Consider the following 15,252-nt stretch of genomic DNA (forward strand, 5'->3'; position numbering starts at 1 on the left):
GCAAGGGGGCATTCTTGGCCCTGTTAGGATGTCGGGCCCGCTACGCGGGCACTCCCTTCCTCCATCGGACAATGACTGCCGTGTCTCTTTTTGCATCCGTCGAACTGGTTCCGGGCGATCCCATCCTGGGCTTGACCGAGGCTTACAACGCCGATTCCCGCCCTGACAAGGTCAACCTGGGCGTGGGTATCTATTACGACGAACAGGGCCGAATTCCCCTGCTCGACTGCGTGCGCGAAGTCGAACAGAAACTGGCGGCCGATGCGAAACCCCGCGGTTACCTGCCGATCGACGGCCTGGCCGCCTACAACCTGGCCACCCAGAAGCTGCTGTTCGGCACCCATTCGCCGCTGCTCGAGGCCGGCCGCGTGGCCACCTCGCAGACCGTGGGCGGCAGCGGCGCCCTGCGCATTGGCGCCGACTTCCTCAAGCGCGCCCTGCCCAACGCCAAGATCGCGATCAGCAACCCGAGCTGGGAAAACCACCGCGTGGTGTTCGGCACCGCCGGCTTCGAGGTCATCGACTACCGCTATTACGACAACGACAGCCACGGCCTGGATTTCGCCGGCATGCTGGCCGACCTGGGCGCGCTGGAACCGGGCACCGTGGTGCTGCTGCATGCGTGCTGCCACAACCCCACCGGCGCCGACCTGAGCCTGGAGCAGTGGCAGCAGGTGGTCGCGCTGGTCAAGGATCGCGGCCTGCTGCCGTTCGTCGATATCGCCTACCAGGGCTTTGATGTCGGCACCGAAGCCGACGCCACCGCCATCCGCCTGTTCGGCGAATCCGGCATCCCCGCGTTCGTGGTCGCCAGTTCGTATTCCAAGTCGTTCTCGCTGTACGGCGAGCGCGTCGGCGCGCTGTCGATCGTCGCCGCGGATCGCGAGGAAGCCAAGCGCGTGCAGTCGCAGATCAAGCGCACCATCCGTTCCAACTACTCCAGCCCGTCCACCCATGGCGGCGCGCTGGTGGCCGGCGTGCTGGGCAGCGACGAGTTGCGTGCGCGCTGGGAGCAGGAACTGGGCGGCATGCGCGAGCGCATCCACGCCCTGCGTGCGGGCCTGGTGAGCAAGCTGGCCGAGCTGGGTGCGCCGGAATTCGGCTTCATCCAGCAGCAGGCGGGCATGTTCTCGTATTCCGGCCTGAGCAAGGCGCAGGTGGATCGCCTGCGCGACGAGTTCGGCATCTATGCCGTGGGCACCGGTCGCATCTGCGTGGCGGCGTTGAGCCAGCAGAGCCTGCCGAAGGTGGCTGCAGCGGTGTACGCGGTGAGCCGCGGCTGATTCGCTGCGGTCGTTGATGCAAGGAAAGAAGGGAGGCGACGGCCTCCCTTTTTCTTTGCGCAGTCGGGGGAGACCTGGGCCGCCTGTTTCTTCGCGGATGGGGTTCTGTTGCAGGAGGGGCTTCAGCACTACAGGCGCCGGCCAGACTCCGCATCAAACAAATGCAGATGCGCGCCATCGATCGCCATGCGCAGCTGCTCGCCCGCGCGCGGCATCGCGTTTGGCGCCACGCGCGCCACCAGCGCCTGGGTGCCGTAGGCCAGATTGAGGAAAACCTCGTTGCCCACCGGCTCCACGCCTTCGACCAGCACATCGAAGCCAGCCCCGCCCTCGCCCGCCGGCTGCAGGTGCTCGGGGCGGAAGCCCAGGGCGATCCGCTCCCCCAGCACCCGCTCCAGCGCCGGGGTCACGGGCAGCGGCAACAGGCCGCCGTCGTCCAGCACCAGCATCAGGGCATCCGCACGGGCCACGCGTCCGTACGCCACGTTCATCGCCGGGCTGCCGAGGAAGCCGGCCACGAACAGATTGGCCGGCCGCTGGTACAGGTTCATCGGCGTATCGATCTGCTGCACCTGGCCTTCGTTGAGCACCACGATGCGCTGGCCCAGGGTCATCGCTTCGACTTGATCATGGGTCACGTACACCATGGTTGCGCGCAGTTGCCGATGCAGGCGGGCAATCTCGGTGCGCATCGAATGGCGCAGCTTGGCGTCCAGGTTGGACAGCGGTTCGTCCAGCAGGAACACGGCCGGATCGCGCACCAGCGCCCGACCCAGCGCCACCCGCTGGCGCTGGCCACCGGACATCTCGCGCGGCAGCTTGTCCAGCATCGCTTCCAGCCCCAGCGTCTGCGCTGCTTCGCGCACGCGGGTTTCGATCACCGCCTTGGCATGGCCGCGCAACTTCAGGCCGAAGGCGAGGTTTTCGGCCACGGTCATGTGCGGATACAGCGCGTAGTTCTGGAACACCATCGCGATGTCGCGATCCTTGGGCGCGGTGTCGTTGACCACGTGATCACCGATGGACAGCGTGCCGTCGGAGATTTCCTCCAGTCCGGCAATCATCCGCAGCAAGGTCGACTTGCCGCAGCCCGACGGCCCCACCAGCACCATCAGTTCACCATTGGCGATCTCGAAGCTCGCGCCATGCACGGCGACCTGGCCGTTGCCATAGACCTTGCGGACGTTGTCCAGCCTGACGCTTGCCATTCCATCTCCGGGGCGGCCACGGCCGCCGTCAACTGGGTGCTGCCCCGGGCCCCTCCCGTTGCAGTGCGATGTCCTGACGGACACAGGCTGGAGTGTGCTGCATGACGTCCAGACTTGGGTTATTCTGCCATGTAACCGTTTTCATACAACACTTGGACCAACTTACGACACGCCGGAGGGGCCATGTCGAAGCAGTACCGTTTTCCCGAAAACTTTCTCTGGGGCAGCGCCACCGCCGCCTACCAGATCGAAGGTTCGCCGCTCGCCGACGGCGCCGGTCCCAGCATCTGGCAGCGCTTCGCGCATACGCCCGGGCGCATGCTCAATGACGACAACGGCGACGTCGCCTGCGATCACTACAACCGCTGGCGCGATGACGTAGGCCTGATGAAGCAGCTGGGCATGCAGGGCTATCGTTTCAGCGTGTCCTGGAGCCGGGTGATGCCCGAGGGCCGCGGCCGGGTCAATCCCAAGGGGCTGGACTTCTACGAGCGGCTGGTGGACACCCTGCTCGAGAACGGCATCCAGCCCACCGCGACCCTGTTCCACTGGGATCTGCCGGCGGCGCTGGATGATCGTGGCGGCTGGCTCAACCCCGACATCGCCGACTGGTTCGGCGAGTACAGCGAGGTGATGTACAAGCGCCTGGACGGGCGCATCAAGCGCTGGGCCACGCTCAACGAACCCTGGGTGGTGACCGACGGCGGCTACCTGCATGGCGCGCTCGCGCCGGGCCACCGCAACCGCTTCGAAGCCCCCATCGCCTCGCACAACCTGCTGCGCGCGCATGGCAAGTCGGTGCAGGTGTACCGCGCCGTGGGCAAGCACGAAGTCGGGCTGGTGGTGAACATCGAGCCCAAGTACCCCGCCAGCCAGAGCCCGGAAGACCTCGCCGCGACCCGTCGCGCCGAGGCCTACATGAACCGGCAGTACCTGGACCCGGTGTTCTTCGGCACCTATCCGGAAGAACTGCGCGAGATCTTCGGCGAAGCCTGGCCGGAATGGCCGCAGGCGGACATGGATCTGATCCGCCAGCCGCTGGACTTCATCGGCGTCAACTACTACACCCGCAACGTCGCCCGCCATGACGAGGCCAACTGGCCGCTCAAGGTGTCGCCGGTCCGGCAGACCCAGCATACGTATACAGAGACTGGCTGGGAGGTCTTCCCGCAGGGCCTGACCGACACGCTGACCTGGGTCAAGGAGCGCTACGGCAATCCGAAAGTCTTCATTACGGAAAACGGCGCGGCCTTCTTCGATCCGCCCAAGGCCGAGCGCGGCCGCGTGCGCGACCCCTTGCGGGTCAGTTACTTGCGCCAGCACCTGCGCGCCGTGCACAAGGCGATCGAGGCCGGTTGCGACATCCAGGGCTATTACGTCTGGTCGCTGCTGGACAACCTGGAATGGTCGCTGGGCTACTCCAAACGCTTCGGTATCGTCCACGTGGACTTCGAAACCCAGACCCGCACACCCAAGGACAGCGCACGCTATTATGCGTCGGTCGTGGCCAGCCACGGCGAGGCACTGGCCAACGAGGATGATTGACCCGAATGCGGCGAACGACTTTTTGCGGTACTGAATCCACCTCCAAGAAGCGCGCCGCATGAGCAGCGAGAAGCGGGTACTGCTCGCCGATATCGGCGGCACCAACGCGCGCTTTGCGTTGGCCGATACGCAGGCGCCCTCGCCGCTGCTGGATGACAGCGTGCGCGGCTTCGCCGTGGCGGACTTCCCGTCGCTGGCCGACGCCGCCGCGCACTATCTCAAAGAGATTGCCGACGAGGACGCCGCCGACAAGAGCCGCGACATCGAAGTGCGCAACGGCGTGTTCGCCGTGGCCGGCCGTGTCGATGGCGACGAAGCCCGCATCACCAACCATCCCTGGGTGATCAGCCTGTCGCGCACCCGCGACGCGCTGGGCTTCGACGGCCTGCGCCTGGTCAACGATTTTGCCGCGCAGGCCATGGCCCTGCCCTGGCTGGGCCGCGATGACGTGGTCAGCATCGGCATTCCGGAGTGGGCGCCGGAACACAGGCCGCAGCACTGCACCTACGGCGTGATTGGTCCCGGCACGGGCCTGGGCGTGGGTGGCCTGATCATCCGCGACGGCCATACCTTCCCGCTGGAAACCGAAGGTGGCCATGTCAGCTTCGCCCCGGGCACGCCGCAGGAGATCGACGTGCTCAAGCAGCTGTCGGCGCAGTTCGGCCGCGTCTCGATCGAGCGCCTGATCTGCGGTCCCGGCCTGGTCAACGTGCATCGCGCGCTGTGCGAAATCGCCGGCGAGGATCCCGGCAACCTGCAGCCGGCCGACGTCACCGCCCGCGCGGCGATGGGCGATGTGCGCAGCGCCAATGCCATCGATGTGTTCTGCGCGGTGTTCGGCGCCGTCACCGGCGATCTGGTGCTGACGCTGGGCGCCTGGGATGGCGTGTTCCTGACCGGTGGCCTGGTGCCCAAGTTGCTGACCTCGCTGCAGCACTCGGGTTTCCGCCAGCGCTTCGAGCACAAGGGACGCTTCTCCGCCACGATGGGGCGCATCCCGACCCTGGCCATCGTGCATCCGCGCCCGGGCCTGCTGGGCGCGGCCGCGATCGCCGTGGAAAGCTATCCGGGCTGATTGACGGCGACGCCGTTTACTGCGGAAAACCCGCGTTTTCGGGTGCCCGCAAGCGACGCTGGTCTCCCATTGGTCACTTTAACTGCACGGCAGTGACGCGCACACTGGCGGTATTCCGCAGTACAGCCGACGCCAATGAGCCTGCATCCGCGCATCCAAGAAGTCACCGAACGCATCCGCCAACGCAGCCTGCCGCTGCGCCGCGCCTACCTGGCCGGCATCGACGCGGCCAATGCCAACGGACCGCAGCGCTCGCGCTTGAGCTGCGGCAACCTGGCACATGCCTTTGCCGCCTGCGGGCCGACCGACAAGGGGCGCCTGCGCGCCGACGTCACCGCCAACCTCGGCATCATCAACGCCTACAACGACATGCTCTCGGCGCACCAGCCGTTCGAGCACTATCCGGAAATCATCCGCCAGCTGGCGCGTGATCTCGGCGCCACCGCCCAGGTCGCCGGCGGCGTGCCGGCGATGTGCGATGGCGTCACCCAGGGCCGTCCCGGCATGGAGCTGTCGCTGTTCTCGCGCGACGCCATTGCCCAGGCCACGGCGATTTCGCTCAGCCACGACATGTTCGATGCCGCGCTCTATCTGGGCGTGTGCGACAAGATTGTCCCCGGCCTGTTGATCGGCGCCCTCGCCTTCGGCCACCTGCCGGCGGTGTTCGTTCCGGCCGGCCCGATGACGCCGGGCATCCCCAACAAGAAAAAAGCCGAAGTCCGCGAGCGCTATGCCGCCGGCGAAGCCACCCGCGAGGAGCTGCTCGAAGCCGAAGCCGCCAGCTACCACGCCGCCGGCACCTGCACCTTCTACGGCACCGCCAATTCCAACCAGGTGCTGCTGGAAGCGATGGGCCTGCAGATGCCGGGCACCTCGTTCGTCAATCCGGATCAACCGCTGCGCGACGTGCTGACCCGCGCCGCCGCCGAACAGGCGCTGGCGATCACCGCGCTGGGCGATGACTACCGCCCCATCGGCCATCTGATCGATGAGCGCGCCATCGTCAATGCGATTGCCGCGTTGATGGCCACCGGTGGCTCCACCAACCACACCATCCACTGGGTCGCGGTGGCGCGCGCCGCCGGCATCGTGCTGACCTGGGACGATATCGACGTCATCAGCCAGACCGTGCCGCTGCTGGCGCGCGTGTATCCCAATGGCGATGCCGACGTGAACCGCTTTGCCGCGGCCGGCGGCACCCAGTTCGTGTTCCGCGAACTGCTCGACGCCGGCCTGATGCACGACCTGCCGACGATTGTCGCCGGCGGCATGCGCGCCTTCTGCGAAGAGCCGCGCCTGCAGGACGGCAAGCTGGCCTATGCGCCCGGCATCGCCGAGAGCGCCGACACCGCGGTGGTGCGTCCGGTCAGTGACGCGTTCGAATCGCAGGGCGGATTGCGCCTGCTGCGCGGCAACCTGGGCCGCTCGCTGATCAAGACCTCGGCGGTGAAGCAAGAGTACCGCTACATCGAAGCGCCGGCCGTGGTCGTGGATGATCCGCGCGCACTCAACAAGCTGCACGCTGCCGGTCTGCTGCCGCAGGATTTCGTCGCGGTGGTGCGCTACCAGGGCCCGCGTTCGAACGGCATGCCGGAACTGCATTCGCTGGCGCCGCTGCTGGGCCTGCTGCAGAACCAGGGCCGGCGGGTGGCGCTGGTCACCGACGGTCGCCTGTCGGGCGCGTCGGGCAAGATTCCCGCCGCCATCCACCTCACCCCCGAAGCCGCGCGCGGTGGTCCGCTGGCCAAGCTGCGCGAAGGCGATCTGATTCGCCTGGATGCGGAGAACGGCATCCTGGAAGCGCTGGTGTCGGCCGAAGAGTGGAACGCGCGCGAACTGGCTCCGAACACTTCGCCGGCCGCGCTGGATCTGGGCCGCAACCTGTTCGCGGTCAGCCGCGACGTGGTCACCCCGGCCGATCAGGGCGCGCTGTCGATTTCCTGCGGCCCGCCGTATCACAACGGCACCTGGGAGTACGATTCCGAATACGAACTGGGCGAGACGGCAGAGGCTGCCGCGGCGCCCCATGAGTCGAAAGACGCGTAACGCGAAAACGTCCGGCTGCACGCCCGCGTCGCTTGCCGGACCCGCCTGACCCAGCGTCCATCGTCTGCCTGCACCTCTCACTCCAGGAAGCATTCCGCCCCATGTCGATCCAGGCCCGCACCCAGAAAGCCGAATCCCTCCTCCGCGCGGCCGGCATCCTGCCGGTGGTCACCGTCAACTCGCTGGACGAGGCGCGCAAGGTCTCGCAGGCGCTGCTGGAAGGTGGCCTGCCGGCGATTGAACTGACCCTGCGCACGCCGGTGGCGATGGAAGCGCTGGCCATGCTCAAGCGCGAGCTGCCGGACATCGTGATTGGCGCCGGCACCGTGCTGACCGTCGAACAGATGCAGCAGTCGATTGATGCGGGCGCGGATTTCCTGGTCACTCCGGGCACGACCGCCGAGATGGCCTCGGCGCTGGCGCAAGCCGATATTCCGGTTGTGCCCGGCGCGGCCTCGCCAACCGAACTGCTGACCCTGATGGCGCATGGCTTCCGCGTCTGCAAGCTGTTCCCGGCCAATGCCGTGGGCGGGCTGGCGATGATCAAGGGCCTGGCCGGTCCGCTGGCCGAACTCAAGCTCTGCCCCACCGGCGGCATCGGCGAAGACACCGCCGCCGACTACCTCTCGCAACCCAACGTAGTGTGCATCGGCGGCTCGTGGATGGTGCCCAAGGATTGGCTGGCCAAGGGCGAATGGGACAAGGTGCGCGACAGCTCGGCCAAGGCCGCGGCGATCGTCAAGCGCGTGCGCGGCTAAGCCGCAGCAGTCGGCAGAACGGCCCGCCAAGCCCGCGTCCAGCAAGCATCGGGTACCCAGGTAGGAGGGACTTCAGTCCCGACCACCCCCAGCGTCACGGATGGCAATGGAATGCCATCGCAATGCCGCCTGCTTCCACGCCAGCGCCAGCAAAGCGAACCACCCCACCAGCAACAAGCCCAGCTGCCACTCAAGCGCGTTCTCCACCCGGTCGCGCAAGACTTCGTCAACAAGCGCAAGTCCGGCGATGACATTGGCCACGCCCAGCAACAGCATCCACACGCAGATCACCGCCATCCATCGCCGCAGTGTCACGCCGATCGCGTGACGTCGCGCCGCCACGCGCAGCAACAGCAGCTGCGCCAGGAAGCCGAATCCGAAGTACACGGTCACGCCATAGCGGCGCAGGAAGCCGTACACCTCACCCTGCGTACCCAGGAAGAATGCGTACACCGCCAGCGCACAGGCGGAGACAGTTCCCAGCCAGCGCATCGTCGTGACGACCCTGGAAGATGGCGCAGCGAACCAGCGCGCCGCGAGCCACCAGACGACCACATGCAATGCCGCACAGGGAATCACCAGCCAGCGGAAGACCTGGTTGCCGACGCCATGTCGCGCCGCCCGACTGATCGACACGCAGCCTTCCAGGTACGGCACGCAGGCTTCGACCCAGCCGTCGCGAATGGACAAGGCATAGGCCAGATGCACGGCCACCAGAAACACCATCGTGATCGCCAGCGGCAGCGGCCACAACGGGAGGCCGGCGTGCGCCCCGAGCCGATTCTGCAAGCCTGGCGGTTTCATGGACACCTGCGCGCGCAGTAAAAACAGGGGTCAGAGTACTGAATGATAAAAAGTACTCTGACCCCTGTTTTCTTTTCAGCCCTTCACGCTGCCCAGCGTGAGCCCTTGCAGGTAATAGCGCTGCAGCAGCAGGAACAGCAGCAGCACCGGCAACACCGTGATCACCGCGCCAGCCATCATCATTTCCACGTCCATGATGTGTTCGCGCGACAGCGACGCCAGGGCCACCGGCAAGGTGTAATGCTCCTGGTCGGTGAGGATGATCAGCGGCCACATGAAGTCGTTCCAGGCCGCCATGAAGGTGAAAATCGCCAGCGTCACCAGCACCGGCTTGAGCATGGGCAGCACGATGCGGAAGAAAATCCGCAACTCGCTGGCGCCGTCGATGCGCGCCGCTTCCAGCAGTTCATCGGGAATGCTGCGTGCGTACTGCCGCACCAGGAAGATGCCGAACACCGTGGCCAGCGCCGGCACGATCACCCCGCCGAAACTGTTGACCAGCCCCAGCTGCTTCATCAACAGGAACAGCGGCAGCATGGCCACCTGCGCCGGAATGACCAGCGCCGCCAGCAGGACCTGGAAGATCCGCTGGCGTCCGCGAAAGCGCAGCTTGGCGAAGGCGTAGCCGGCCATGGTGTTGACCAGCAGCGAGCCCAGCGTGATCGCCACCGACACCAGCAGGCTGTTGGCGAAGTTGTGCGCCATGCCGGTACGGCCGAACAGCATGCGGTAGTTGTCGAGGGTCACGCCGGAGGGAAGCAGCGGTGGCGGGAAGCGGCTGGCCTGCCCGGCCGGCATGAACGACACCGACAGCATCCACAGCAGCGGTGCCAGGCTGATGATGGCCAGCAGCAGCAAGGCGCCGTTGATCAGCCACGCCTGGCCTCGGGTGGCGCCGACTTCGCGCGGGGCGGATGGCAGTGTCATATCAAATCCCTGCGCTTGCCCAGGCGCAGCATCACCGTGGTGACCGCCAGGATGATCGCGAACAGCAGGAAGGCCACGGCCGAGGCACGGCCGAGCTTCCACCATTTGAAGCCTTCCTCGAACATGAAGTACAGGACGCTGACCGTGCTCTGCAGCGGGTCGCCGCGGGTGATCACGTAGGGTTCGGCGAACAGCTGGAAGTAACCCGACACCGTGATCACCGCTACCACCAGCAGCACCGGCCCGAGCATCGGCAGGGTGATGTGGCGGAACTGCCGCCATTTGGAAGCGCCGTCGATGCGCGCGGCCTCATACAGATCCTGCGGGATGGTCTGCAGGCCGGCCAGGAAGATCACCATGTTGTAGCCAAAGTTCTTCCACACCGCGAACAGGATGATGGTCGGCATGGCCCAGCGCGGATCGCCCAGCCAGTCGATCGGGGCGATGCCCAGATGACCGAGCGCCCAGTTGACCAGGCCGTAGCTGGTATGGAACAGGTAACGCCAGATCACCGCCACCGCCACCAGCGTGGTCACCACCGGCGCAAACAGCGCGGTGCGGAACAGCGCCTTGAAGCGCGCCAGCGGCGCATGCAGCAGCATCGCCGCGCCCAGCGAAACGGCGATGGACAGCGGCACCCCCACGATGACGAAGTACAGCGTATTGCCCAGTGACTTCCAGAAGATCGCCGTCTGCAGCAGATCCAGATAATTGTCCAGGCCGACAAAGCGCAGGTTGTCGGCATCGGCCAAGGCGTAGAGATCGAAGTCGGTCAGGCTGAGCAGCAACGCGGCGAACACCGGCAGGCCGAAAAACACCGCCAGGATGATCAGCGCCGGCGCCACGAATACCCAGCCCGCCACGGGCGTGCGCATCAGCTTGCGGCCCAGGGTGGGCCTCATGGCACCGCTCCGCCGGCGTTCGCGGTGTCAGCCTGCTCGCGCTCGAACAGCCAGCGGCGCTTCTCGAGAATGGCGTCTACGCGATGGTCCAGATCGCGCACCGCCTGATCCTGCGGCAGGCCGCCACGCACCACCTGTTCGGTGACCAGGCGCATTTCCTGGGCGATGCGTTCCCACTCCAGCACCTTGGGCGTCGGCTTGACCCGTTCCAGCTGATCGCGGAAGGCGCGTGCGTATTCGTCGTTGGCCAGTTGCGGCAGATCCCAGGTGCTGCGGCGCGGCGGCAGATCGCCAATCAGGGCGTGGAAGCGCGCCTGCACCTCGGGCCGCGACAGGTATTCGATCAGCAGCCACGCGGCTTGTTTGCGCTCGGAGCTTTTGAAGATCACCAGGCTGGTGCCGCCGGCGATACCCGCGCCCGGTCCGCCATCGGGACCCGGCAGCGGCATGGTGCCCCACTCGTCCGCCAACGCCGCCGGCGCGCGCTGTTTGAACTCGCGGATATTCCACGGACCGGAAAAGTAGAAGGCGTACAGGCCGTTGAAGAATTCATCCCAGACATTGGACACCTGGGTTTCGGACATCTTCGGCGCCCAGCCCTGCTCGAATGCGTTGGCGTAAAAACCCAGCGCCTTGCGAAAGCCGGGGCTGCTGAAATTGCCGCGGTTGTCGTGATCGCGCAGCAGCGGGTCCGGCATCTGCAGGGCCAGCGACAAGGGTTGTTCGAACTCGTTGACCGGCATCAGGATGGCGTAGCGATCCTGGCCGCCCTGGCGCTTGATCGCGGCCATGGCCTGTTCCCACTCGGCCCAGGTGCGCGGCGGTTGCGCGAAGCCGGCCTTGCGCAGCAGATCCTTGCGGTAGAACAGCAGCCGCGTGTCGACATACCAGGGCACGCCCAGCAGGCGTCCATCGACCACGCTGGTATCCCAGATCCCCGGGAAATAGTCGCGGCGATCGACGACGGAAGAACCCTGCACGAACGGCTGCAGCGGCTCCAGCGTATCGAGCGCGGCGAACTCCGGCAGCCAGGTGTTGCCGAGTTGGCAGATGTCCGGCAGGCCGTCGGCGGCAAAGGCGGTCAGCAGCTTCTCGTGCGCCGCGGTCCAGGGGATGTTCTGCACCCGCACATCAATGTCCGGATGCAGGCGTTCGAAGTCGTCGACCAGTTCCAGCACCACCTCGGCTTCGCGGCCCATCGCCCAGAAATCCACCGTCTGCTTTTTGGCCGGTGGGCGTTGGCACGCGCCCAGCAGCAACAGGCCCATCAGCAGGACGGTCAGCCCGGCGATGCGGGCCCACAGGCGCAGCGGAGCGGGCGTGTGATCCACGCCCTGCCCGGGCTCTGCCGAAGGTCGGTCTTGCCGGCTGCTCTGCATGCCGCCAGCTTACTTCGGCACCTGGTTGCGTGGGGGGTTGTCCTGCTGTTCGCCGGCCTGGGCCGCACGCGACTCGGCGGTGCCCAGCGCGCGCGCCGCCGCAGCTTCCGGATCGGCGTTGGCGGGAATCTGGATCGGCGCTTCCTTGGGGGTCAGGTAGCCGCCCTCGAATCCGGCCTTGAGCAGGCCCTCGCGGATGTAGGGGTTCTTCTTCATCACCTCCCACACGAAGCCGTTCCGGTAGTTGGCGATCATCGTCAGGATGGGTCCCTGGTCGATGCCGATGTAGTCACTGGCCACCCAGCCCTCGCCCGGCACGATGCGCCCGCTCTTGAGCGGAATCTCGTAGTCGAAGCTGCGGTTGAACGCATCCAGGAAGCCGTAGCTGGAATACAGGTACTCGCCGTAGCGCTTGTGCATTTCCTCGGTCGCCGGAATCACCAGCTCCGGCGCGAACGGCAGCGAGGCGATCGCCGCGGTCGGGGCGATGGTGCCGTCGTCGAAGTTCTCGCGGAAGCCGACGCCGCGCGCCGAGTAATGACGGAACTGGCGCTGTTCGCCGCGGTATTCCTGCAGGGTCTGCTGCGGCCCGTCACTGGCGGTCAGGCCCCAGACGTTCTCGCCGTAGTCGCGCCACTTCATCGGGTTTTCCATGGCGTACTGGCGTTGCGCGTAGGTGGCGCGCCGGCTGTTCTCGAAGTAGTCGATGCCGCGCTCGCGCATGTACGCGTCCTGGATGCCGCGGAAATCAATCCAGACGTGGCTGTACTGGTGACCGAAGTGCGGACCGAAGGTCAGGTATTCCTGGCCCTGGTAGACGCCCCAGGATTCGCCGTAGGTGCGCGTCCACACTTCCCAGGCTTCGGGTTTGACCGGATGAGTCGGCGAACCCAGCGCCAGGATGTACAGCATCATGGCTTCGTTGTAGCCCTTCCAGTCGTGCGGAATGGTGCCGCTCTCGGGGAACCAGCCCATCGCCACCAGCGGCTTGTTCTTCTGCATGAAGCTCCAGTCCACGCGCTTGTACAGCGTGTCGGCAAGCTCGCGGATTTCCTTTTCGCGCGGTTCGTCGCGGTCGTAGTACGACTGCGCGAACAGCACGCCCATCATCAGCAGCGTGGTGTCCACGCTCGACAGCTCCACCCAGCTCGCATAGCGCTGGCCGCTCTGCATGTCGAGGAAGTGGTAATAGAAACCCTTGTAGCCGGCCTTGCCTTCCGCCTGCGGACCTTGCGGCAGATCCTTGAGGAAGCGCAGCGTCACCAGCGTGCGGTCCACCGCCTGCGTGCGGCTGGCCCAGCCGTTCTCCACGCCAATCGGATACGCGGTCAATGCGAAACCCACCGAGGCGATGCTGGCGAATGGCCGCGACGGATAACGATCCGGGGTCATGCCGTTGAGTTCGTTGCTGGTGTCCCAGAAGAACTGGAAGGTGCGGCGTTCGATATCGCGGAACAGCGGCGGCAACGGCGGCGGCTTGACCGGTTCCGGGGGTTTGGCTTCGGGCGGCTTGGGCGCCACCGCCGGTGTGGCGGCGCTGCGCTTGGCGGCGTCGTCCTGCGGCTGGCAGGCGGCGAGCACACAGATCACGGCCGTCATGACCACCCAGTTGGCTTGCTTGCGGAACCCTTTCATCATTGCGTTCTTCAGCCTGTAACCGTTTACATAGCGGGGTAAAAAAAGGGCCGGGCGCTTACGCGCTCACCGGCTCACGCGGTAAATCCATCGCCAGCCGCGGTGCGGCGCAGTGGCGATCAATAAAGGCCTGTTGCATCGGCATCGCTTCGACACAGCGCTCGATGGTGGAGCCGACGCTGTCGATGAAGCGCCACACGTCTTCGTCCGGCACCTGATCCACCAACGGATGCCAGTGGCGCGGCAGGACGCCCTGCCCGATCAACACCTGCACCCAGCTCATTTCGGCGAACATTTCTTCGCCCTGGCGGAAGAAGCGGCCGCTGTCGGCAAACAGATCGATGACCTCCTGCAACTCCTGCGGAATCTCCATCGCCGCGCAGCGCTGCCAGAACGGCTCCTCACGCTGGTTGGCCTTGTAATGCAGGATCAGGAAGTCGCGGATGCGATCAAAGTCGAAGCTCATCTGCGTGTTGTAGCGCTCGGCCAGCACGGCGTAGTCGCGGTCCTGCGGCAGCAGCGCCAACAACTTGGTGATGCCGGTCTGGATCGAATAGATGCTGGTGGCTTCCAGCGGTTCCAGGAAGCCGCTGGACAGGCCGATGGCCACCACGTTGCGGTTCCAGAACTGCTTGCGCCGGCCGGTGACGAAACGCAGCGGCATCGGATCCTTCAGTGGCTTGCCGTCCAGATTGGCCAGCAGTGTCGCGGTAGCTTCGTCGTCGCTGATGAAGTCGTTGCAGTACACGTAGCCGTTGCCGGTGCGGTGCTGCAGCGGAATGCGCCATTGCCAACCCGCCTGGCGCGCGGTCGAGCGGGTATAGGGCGTCGGCGGGCCGGCGTTTTCCGTCGGCACGGCCAGCGCGCGGTTGCACGGCAGCCACTGGCTGTAGTCGTGGTAGCCGGTCTTGAGGGTCTCTTCGATCAACAGGCCGCGGAAGCCGGAGCAATCGATGAACAGATCACCGGCAATCTCTTCGCCGTTGTCCAGCACCACCGAGGCGATGTCGCCGTTGTCGGTTTGCTTGACCTGGCGGACGATGCCTTCGCTGCGCTGCACGCCGCGTTGTTCGGAGTAGCTGCGCAGATAGCGTGCGTACAAGCCGGCGTCGAAGTGATAGGCATAGGAAATATTGGCCAGCGGCGACGTGGCGGGCACGTCACGGGCCGAGGTCATGAACTTGCCTGCGGGGCCGGCAGAGGCGGCCAGCACATAGCGATCCAGCGCCTGCGCGCGTCCCGCGTGCCGGGCCTTGACCCAGTACTGGTGGAACGGCAACAGGTTCAAACCCGGCCCCAGACTGCTGCCGAAGCCGTGCATGTAACGTTCACCCACGCGGCGCCAGTCCTTGAACTGCACGCCCAACTTGAAGGTGCCCTGCGTGCTGCGGATGAAGTCGGCTTCATCCAGGCGCAGCAGCTGGTTGAACAGGTGGATATGCGGAATGGTGCCCTCGCCCACGCCCACCGTGCCGATCTGCTCGGACTCGATCAGGCGGATCGTGTAACCACGCGGCAACGTCGCCGACAGCGCCGCAGCGGTCATCCAGCCGGCGGTGCCGCCGCCGACGATGGTGATGGATTGGGGGGCGCGTTCACTCATATCAGCAATCTATGTGGTGCGAAGAGCTGGCCAAGTTCCCGAATGCCCCGGCGGAACCCGTGCAACACGGGTTCCGCCGACGCCGAG

The 15,252-nt window shown here is 66.0% G+C and carries 12 protein-coding genes; 5 read left to right on the forward strand and 7 right to left on the reverse strand.

Translation table 11 applies throughout. The features are described 5' to 3' along the window. Positions 1–80 precede the first annotated feature (80 nt). A complete protein-coding gene (locus B5X78_RS00675) occupies positions 81–1,283 on the forward strand; it encodes an amino acid aminotransferase (protein WP_079724355.1) in 1,203 nt (400 codons plus the stop codon). A gap of 128 nt (positions 1,284–1,411) precedes the next feature. On the opposite strand, the gene B5X78_RS00680 is transcribed toward B5X78_RS00675, so the two are convergent. After that, positions 1,412–2,491 (reverse strand): ABC transporter ATP-binding protein, encoded by a 1,080-nt coding sequence (locus B5X78_RS00680; protein WP_079722581.1) that lies wholly within the window; start codon positions 2,489–2,491, stop codon positions 1,412–1,414. A 183-nt stretch (positions 2,492–2,674) separates the two neighbouring features. Here B5X78_RS00680 and B5X78_RS00685 point away from each other — a divergent pair, with 183 nt between their 5' ends. The 4 genes from B5X78_RS00685 to B5X78_RS00700 all read left to right on the forward strand — a co-directional run bounded on the left by B5X78_RS00685 (position 2,675) and on the right by B5X78_RS00700 (position 7,915). After that, complete coding sequence (locus B5X78_RS00685) at positions 2,675–4,036, forward strand: GH1 family beta-glucosidase (protein ID WP_079722582.1); 1,362 nt, start codon at positions 2,675–2,677, stop codon at positions 4,034–4,036. Between the two features lie 58 nt (positions 4,037–4,094). Further along, positions 4,095–5,111 (forward strand): glucokinase, encoded by a 1,017-nt coding sequence (glk, locus tag B5X78_RS00690; RefSeq protein WP_079722583.1) that lies wholly within the window; start codon positions 4,095–4,097, stop codon positions 5,109–5,111. 135 nt (positions 5,112–5,246) lie between these two features. After that, positions 5,247–7,157, forward strand: a complete 1,911-nt coding sequence (gene edd, locus B5X78_RS00695) for a phosphogluconate dehydratase (RefSeq protein ID WP_079722584.1) — start codon at positions 5,247–5,249, stop codon at positions 7,155–7,157. Between the two features lie 101 nt (positions 7,158–7,258). Beyond that, on the forward strand, positions 7,259–7,915 hold the full coding sequence (locus B5X78_RS00700) for a bifunctional 4-hydroxy-2-oxoglutarate aldolase/2-dehydro-3-deoxy-phosphogluconate aldolase (protein WP_079722585.1): 657 nt from the start codon (positions 7,259–7,261) through the stop codon (positions 7,913–7,915). 72 nt (positions 7,916–7,987) lie between these two features. Here B5X78_RS00700 and B5X78_RS00705 read toward each other — a convergent pair whose 3' ends face one another. The 6 genes from B5X78_RS00705 to B5X78_RS00730 all read right to left on the reverse strand — a co-directional run bounded on the left by B5X78_RS00705 (position 7,988) and on the right by B5X78_RS00730 (position 15,165). After that, entirely contained in the window at positions 7,988–8,719 is a 732-nt protein-coding gene (locus tag B5X78_RS00705; protein ID WP_139381337.1) for a hypothetical protein, read from the reverse strand. A gap of 75 nt (positions 8,720–8,794) precedes the next feature. Next, positions 8,795–9,646, reverse strand: a complete 852-nt coding sequence (locus B5X78_RS00710; protein WP_079722587.1) for a carbohydrate ABC transporter permease — start codon at positions 9,644–9,646, stop codon at positions 8,795–8,797. After that, positions 9,643–10,548: a carbohydrate ABC transporter permease gene (locus tag B5X78_RS00715; protein WP_425478681.1), complete on the reverse strand. Its 906-nt coding sequence runs from the start codon at positions 10,546–10,548 to the stop codon at positions 9,643–9,645. Before B5X78_RS00715 ends, B5X78_RS00710 begins: the two co-directional genes overlap by 4 nt. Continuing rightward, the gene (locus B5X78_RS00720) at positions 10,545–11,816 is read right to left on the reverse strand and encodes a sugar ABC transporter substrate-binding protein (protein ID WP_079724357.1); all 1,272 of its coding nucleotides are present in this window, start codon (positions 11,814–11,816) and stop codon (positions 10,545–10,547) included. Before B5X78_RS00720 ends, B5X78_RS00715 begins: the two co-directional genes overlap by 4 nt. Positions 11,817–11,936: 120 nt before the next feature. After that, positions 11,937–13,526, reverse strand: coding sequence for a glucoamylase family protein (locus B5X78_RS00725; protein ID WP_079724358.1), 1,590 nt, complete (start codon positions 13,524–13,526; stop codon positions 11,937–11,939). Between the two features lie 94 nt (positions 13,527–13,620). Beyond that, a complete protein-coding gene (locus B5X78_RS00730; protein ID WP_079722588.1) occupies positions 13,621–15,165 on the reverse strand; it encodes a tryptophan halogenase family protein in 1,545 nt (514 codons plus the stop codon). Positions 15,166–15,252: the final 87 nt, after the last annotated feature.

Origin of the sequence: Pseudoxanthomonas indica (genome assembly GCF_900167565.1) — a bacterium.
GTDB classification, from domain to species: domain Bacteria; phylum Pseudomonadota; class Gammaproteobacteria; order Xanthomonadales; family Xanthomonadaceae; genus Pseudoxanthomonas_A; species Pseudoxanthomonas_A indica.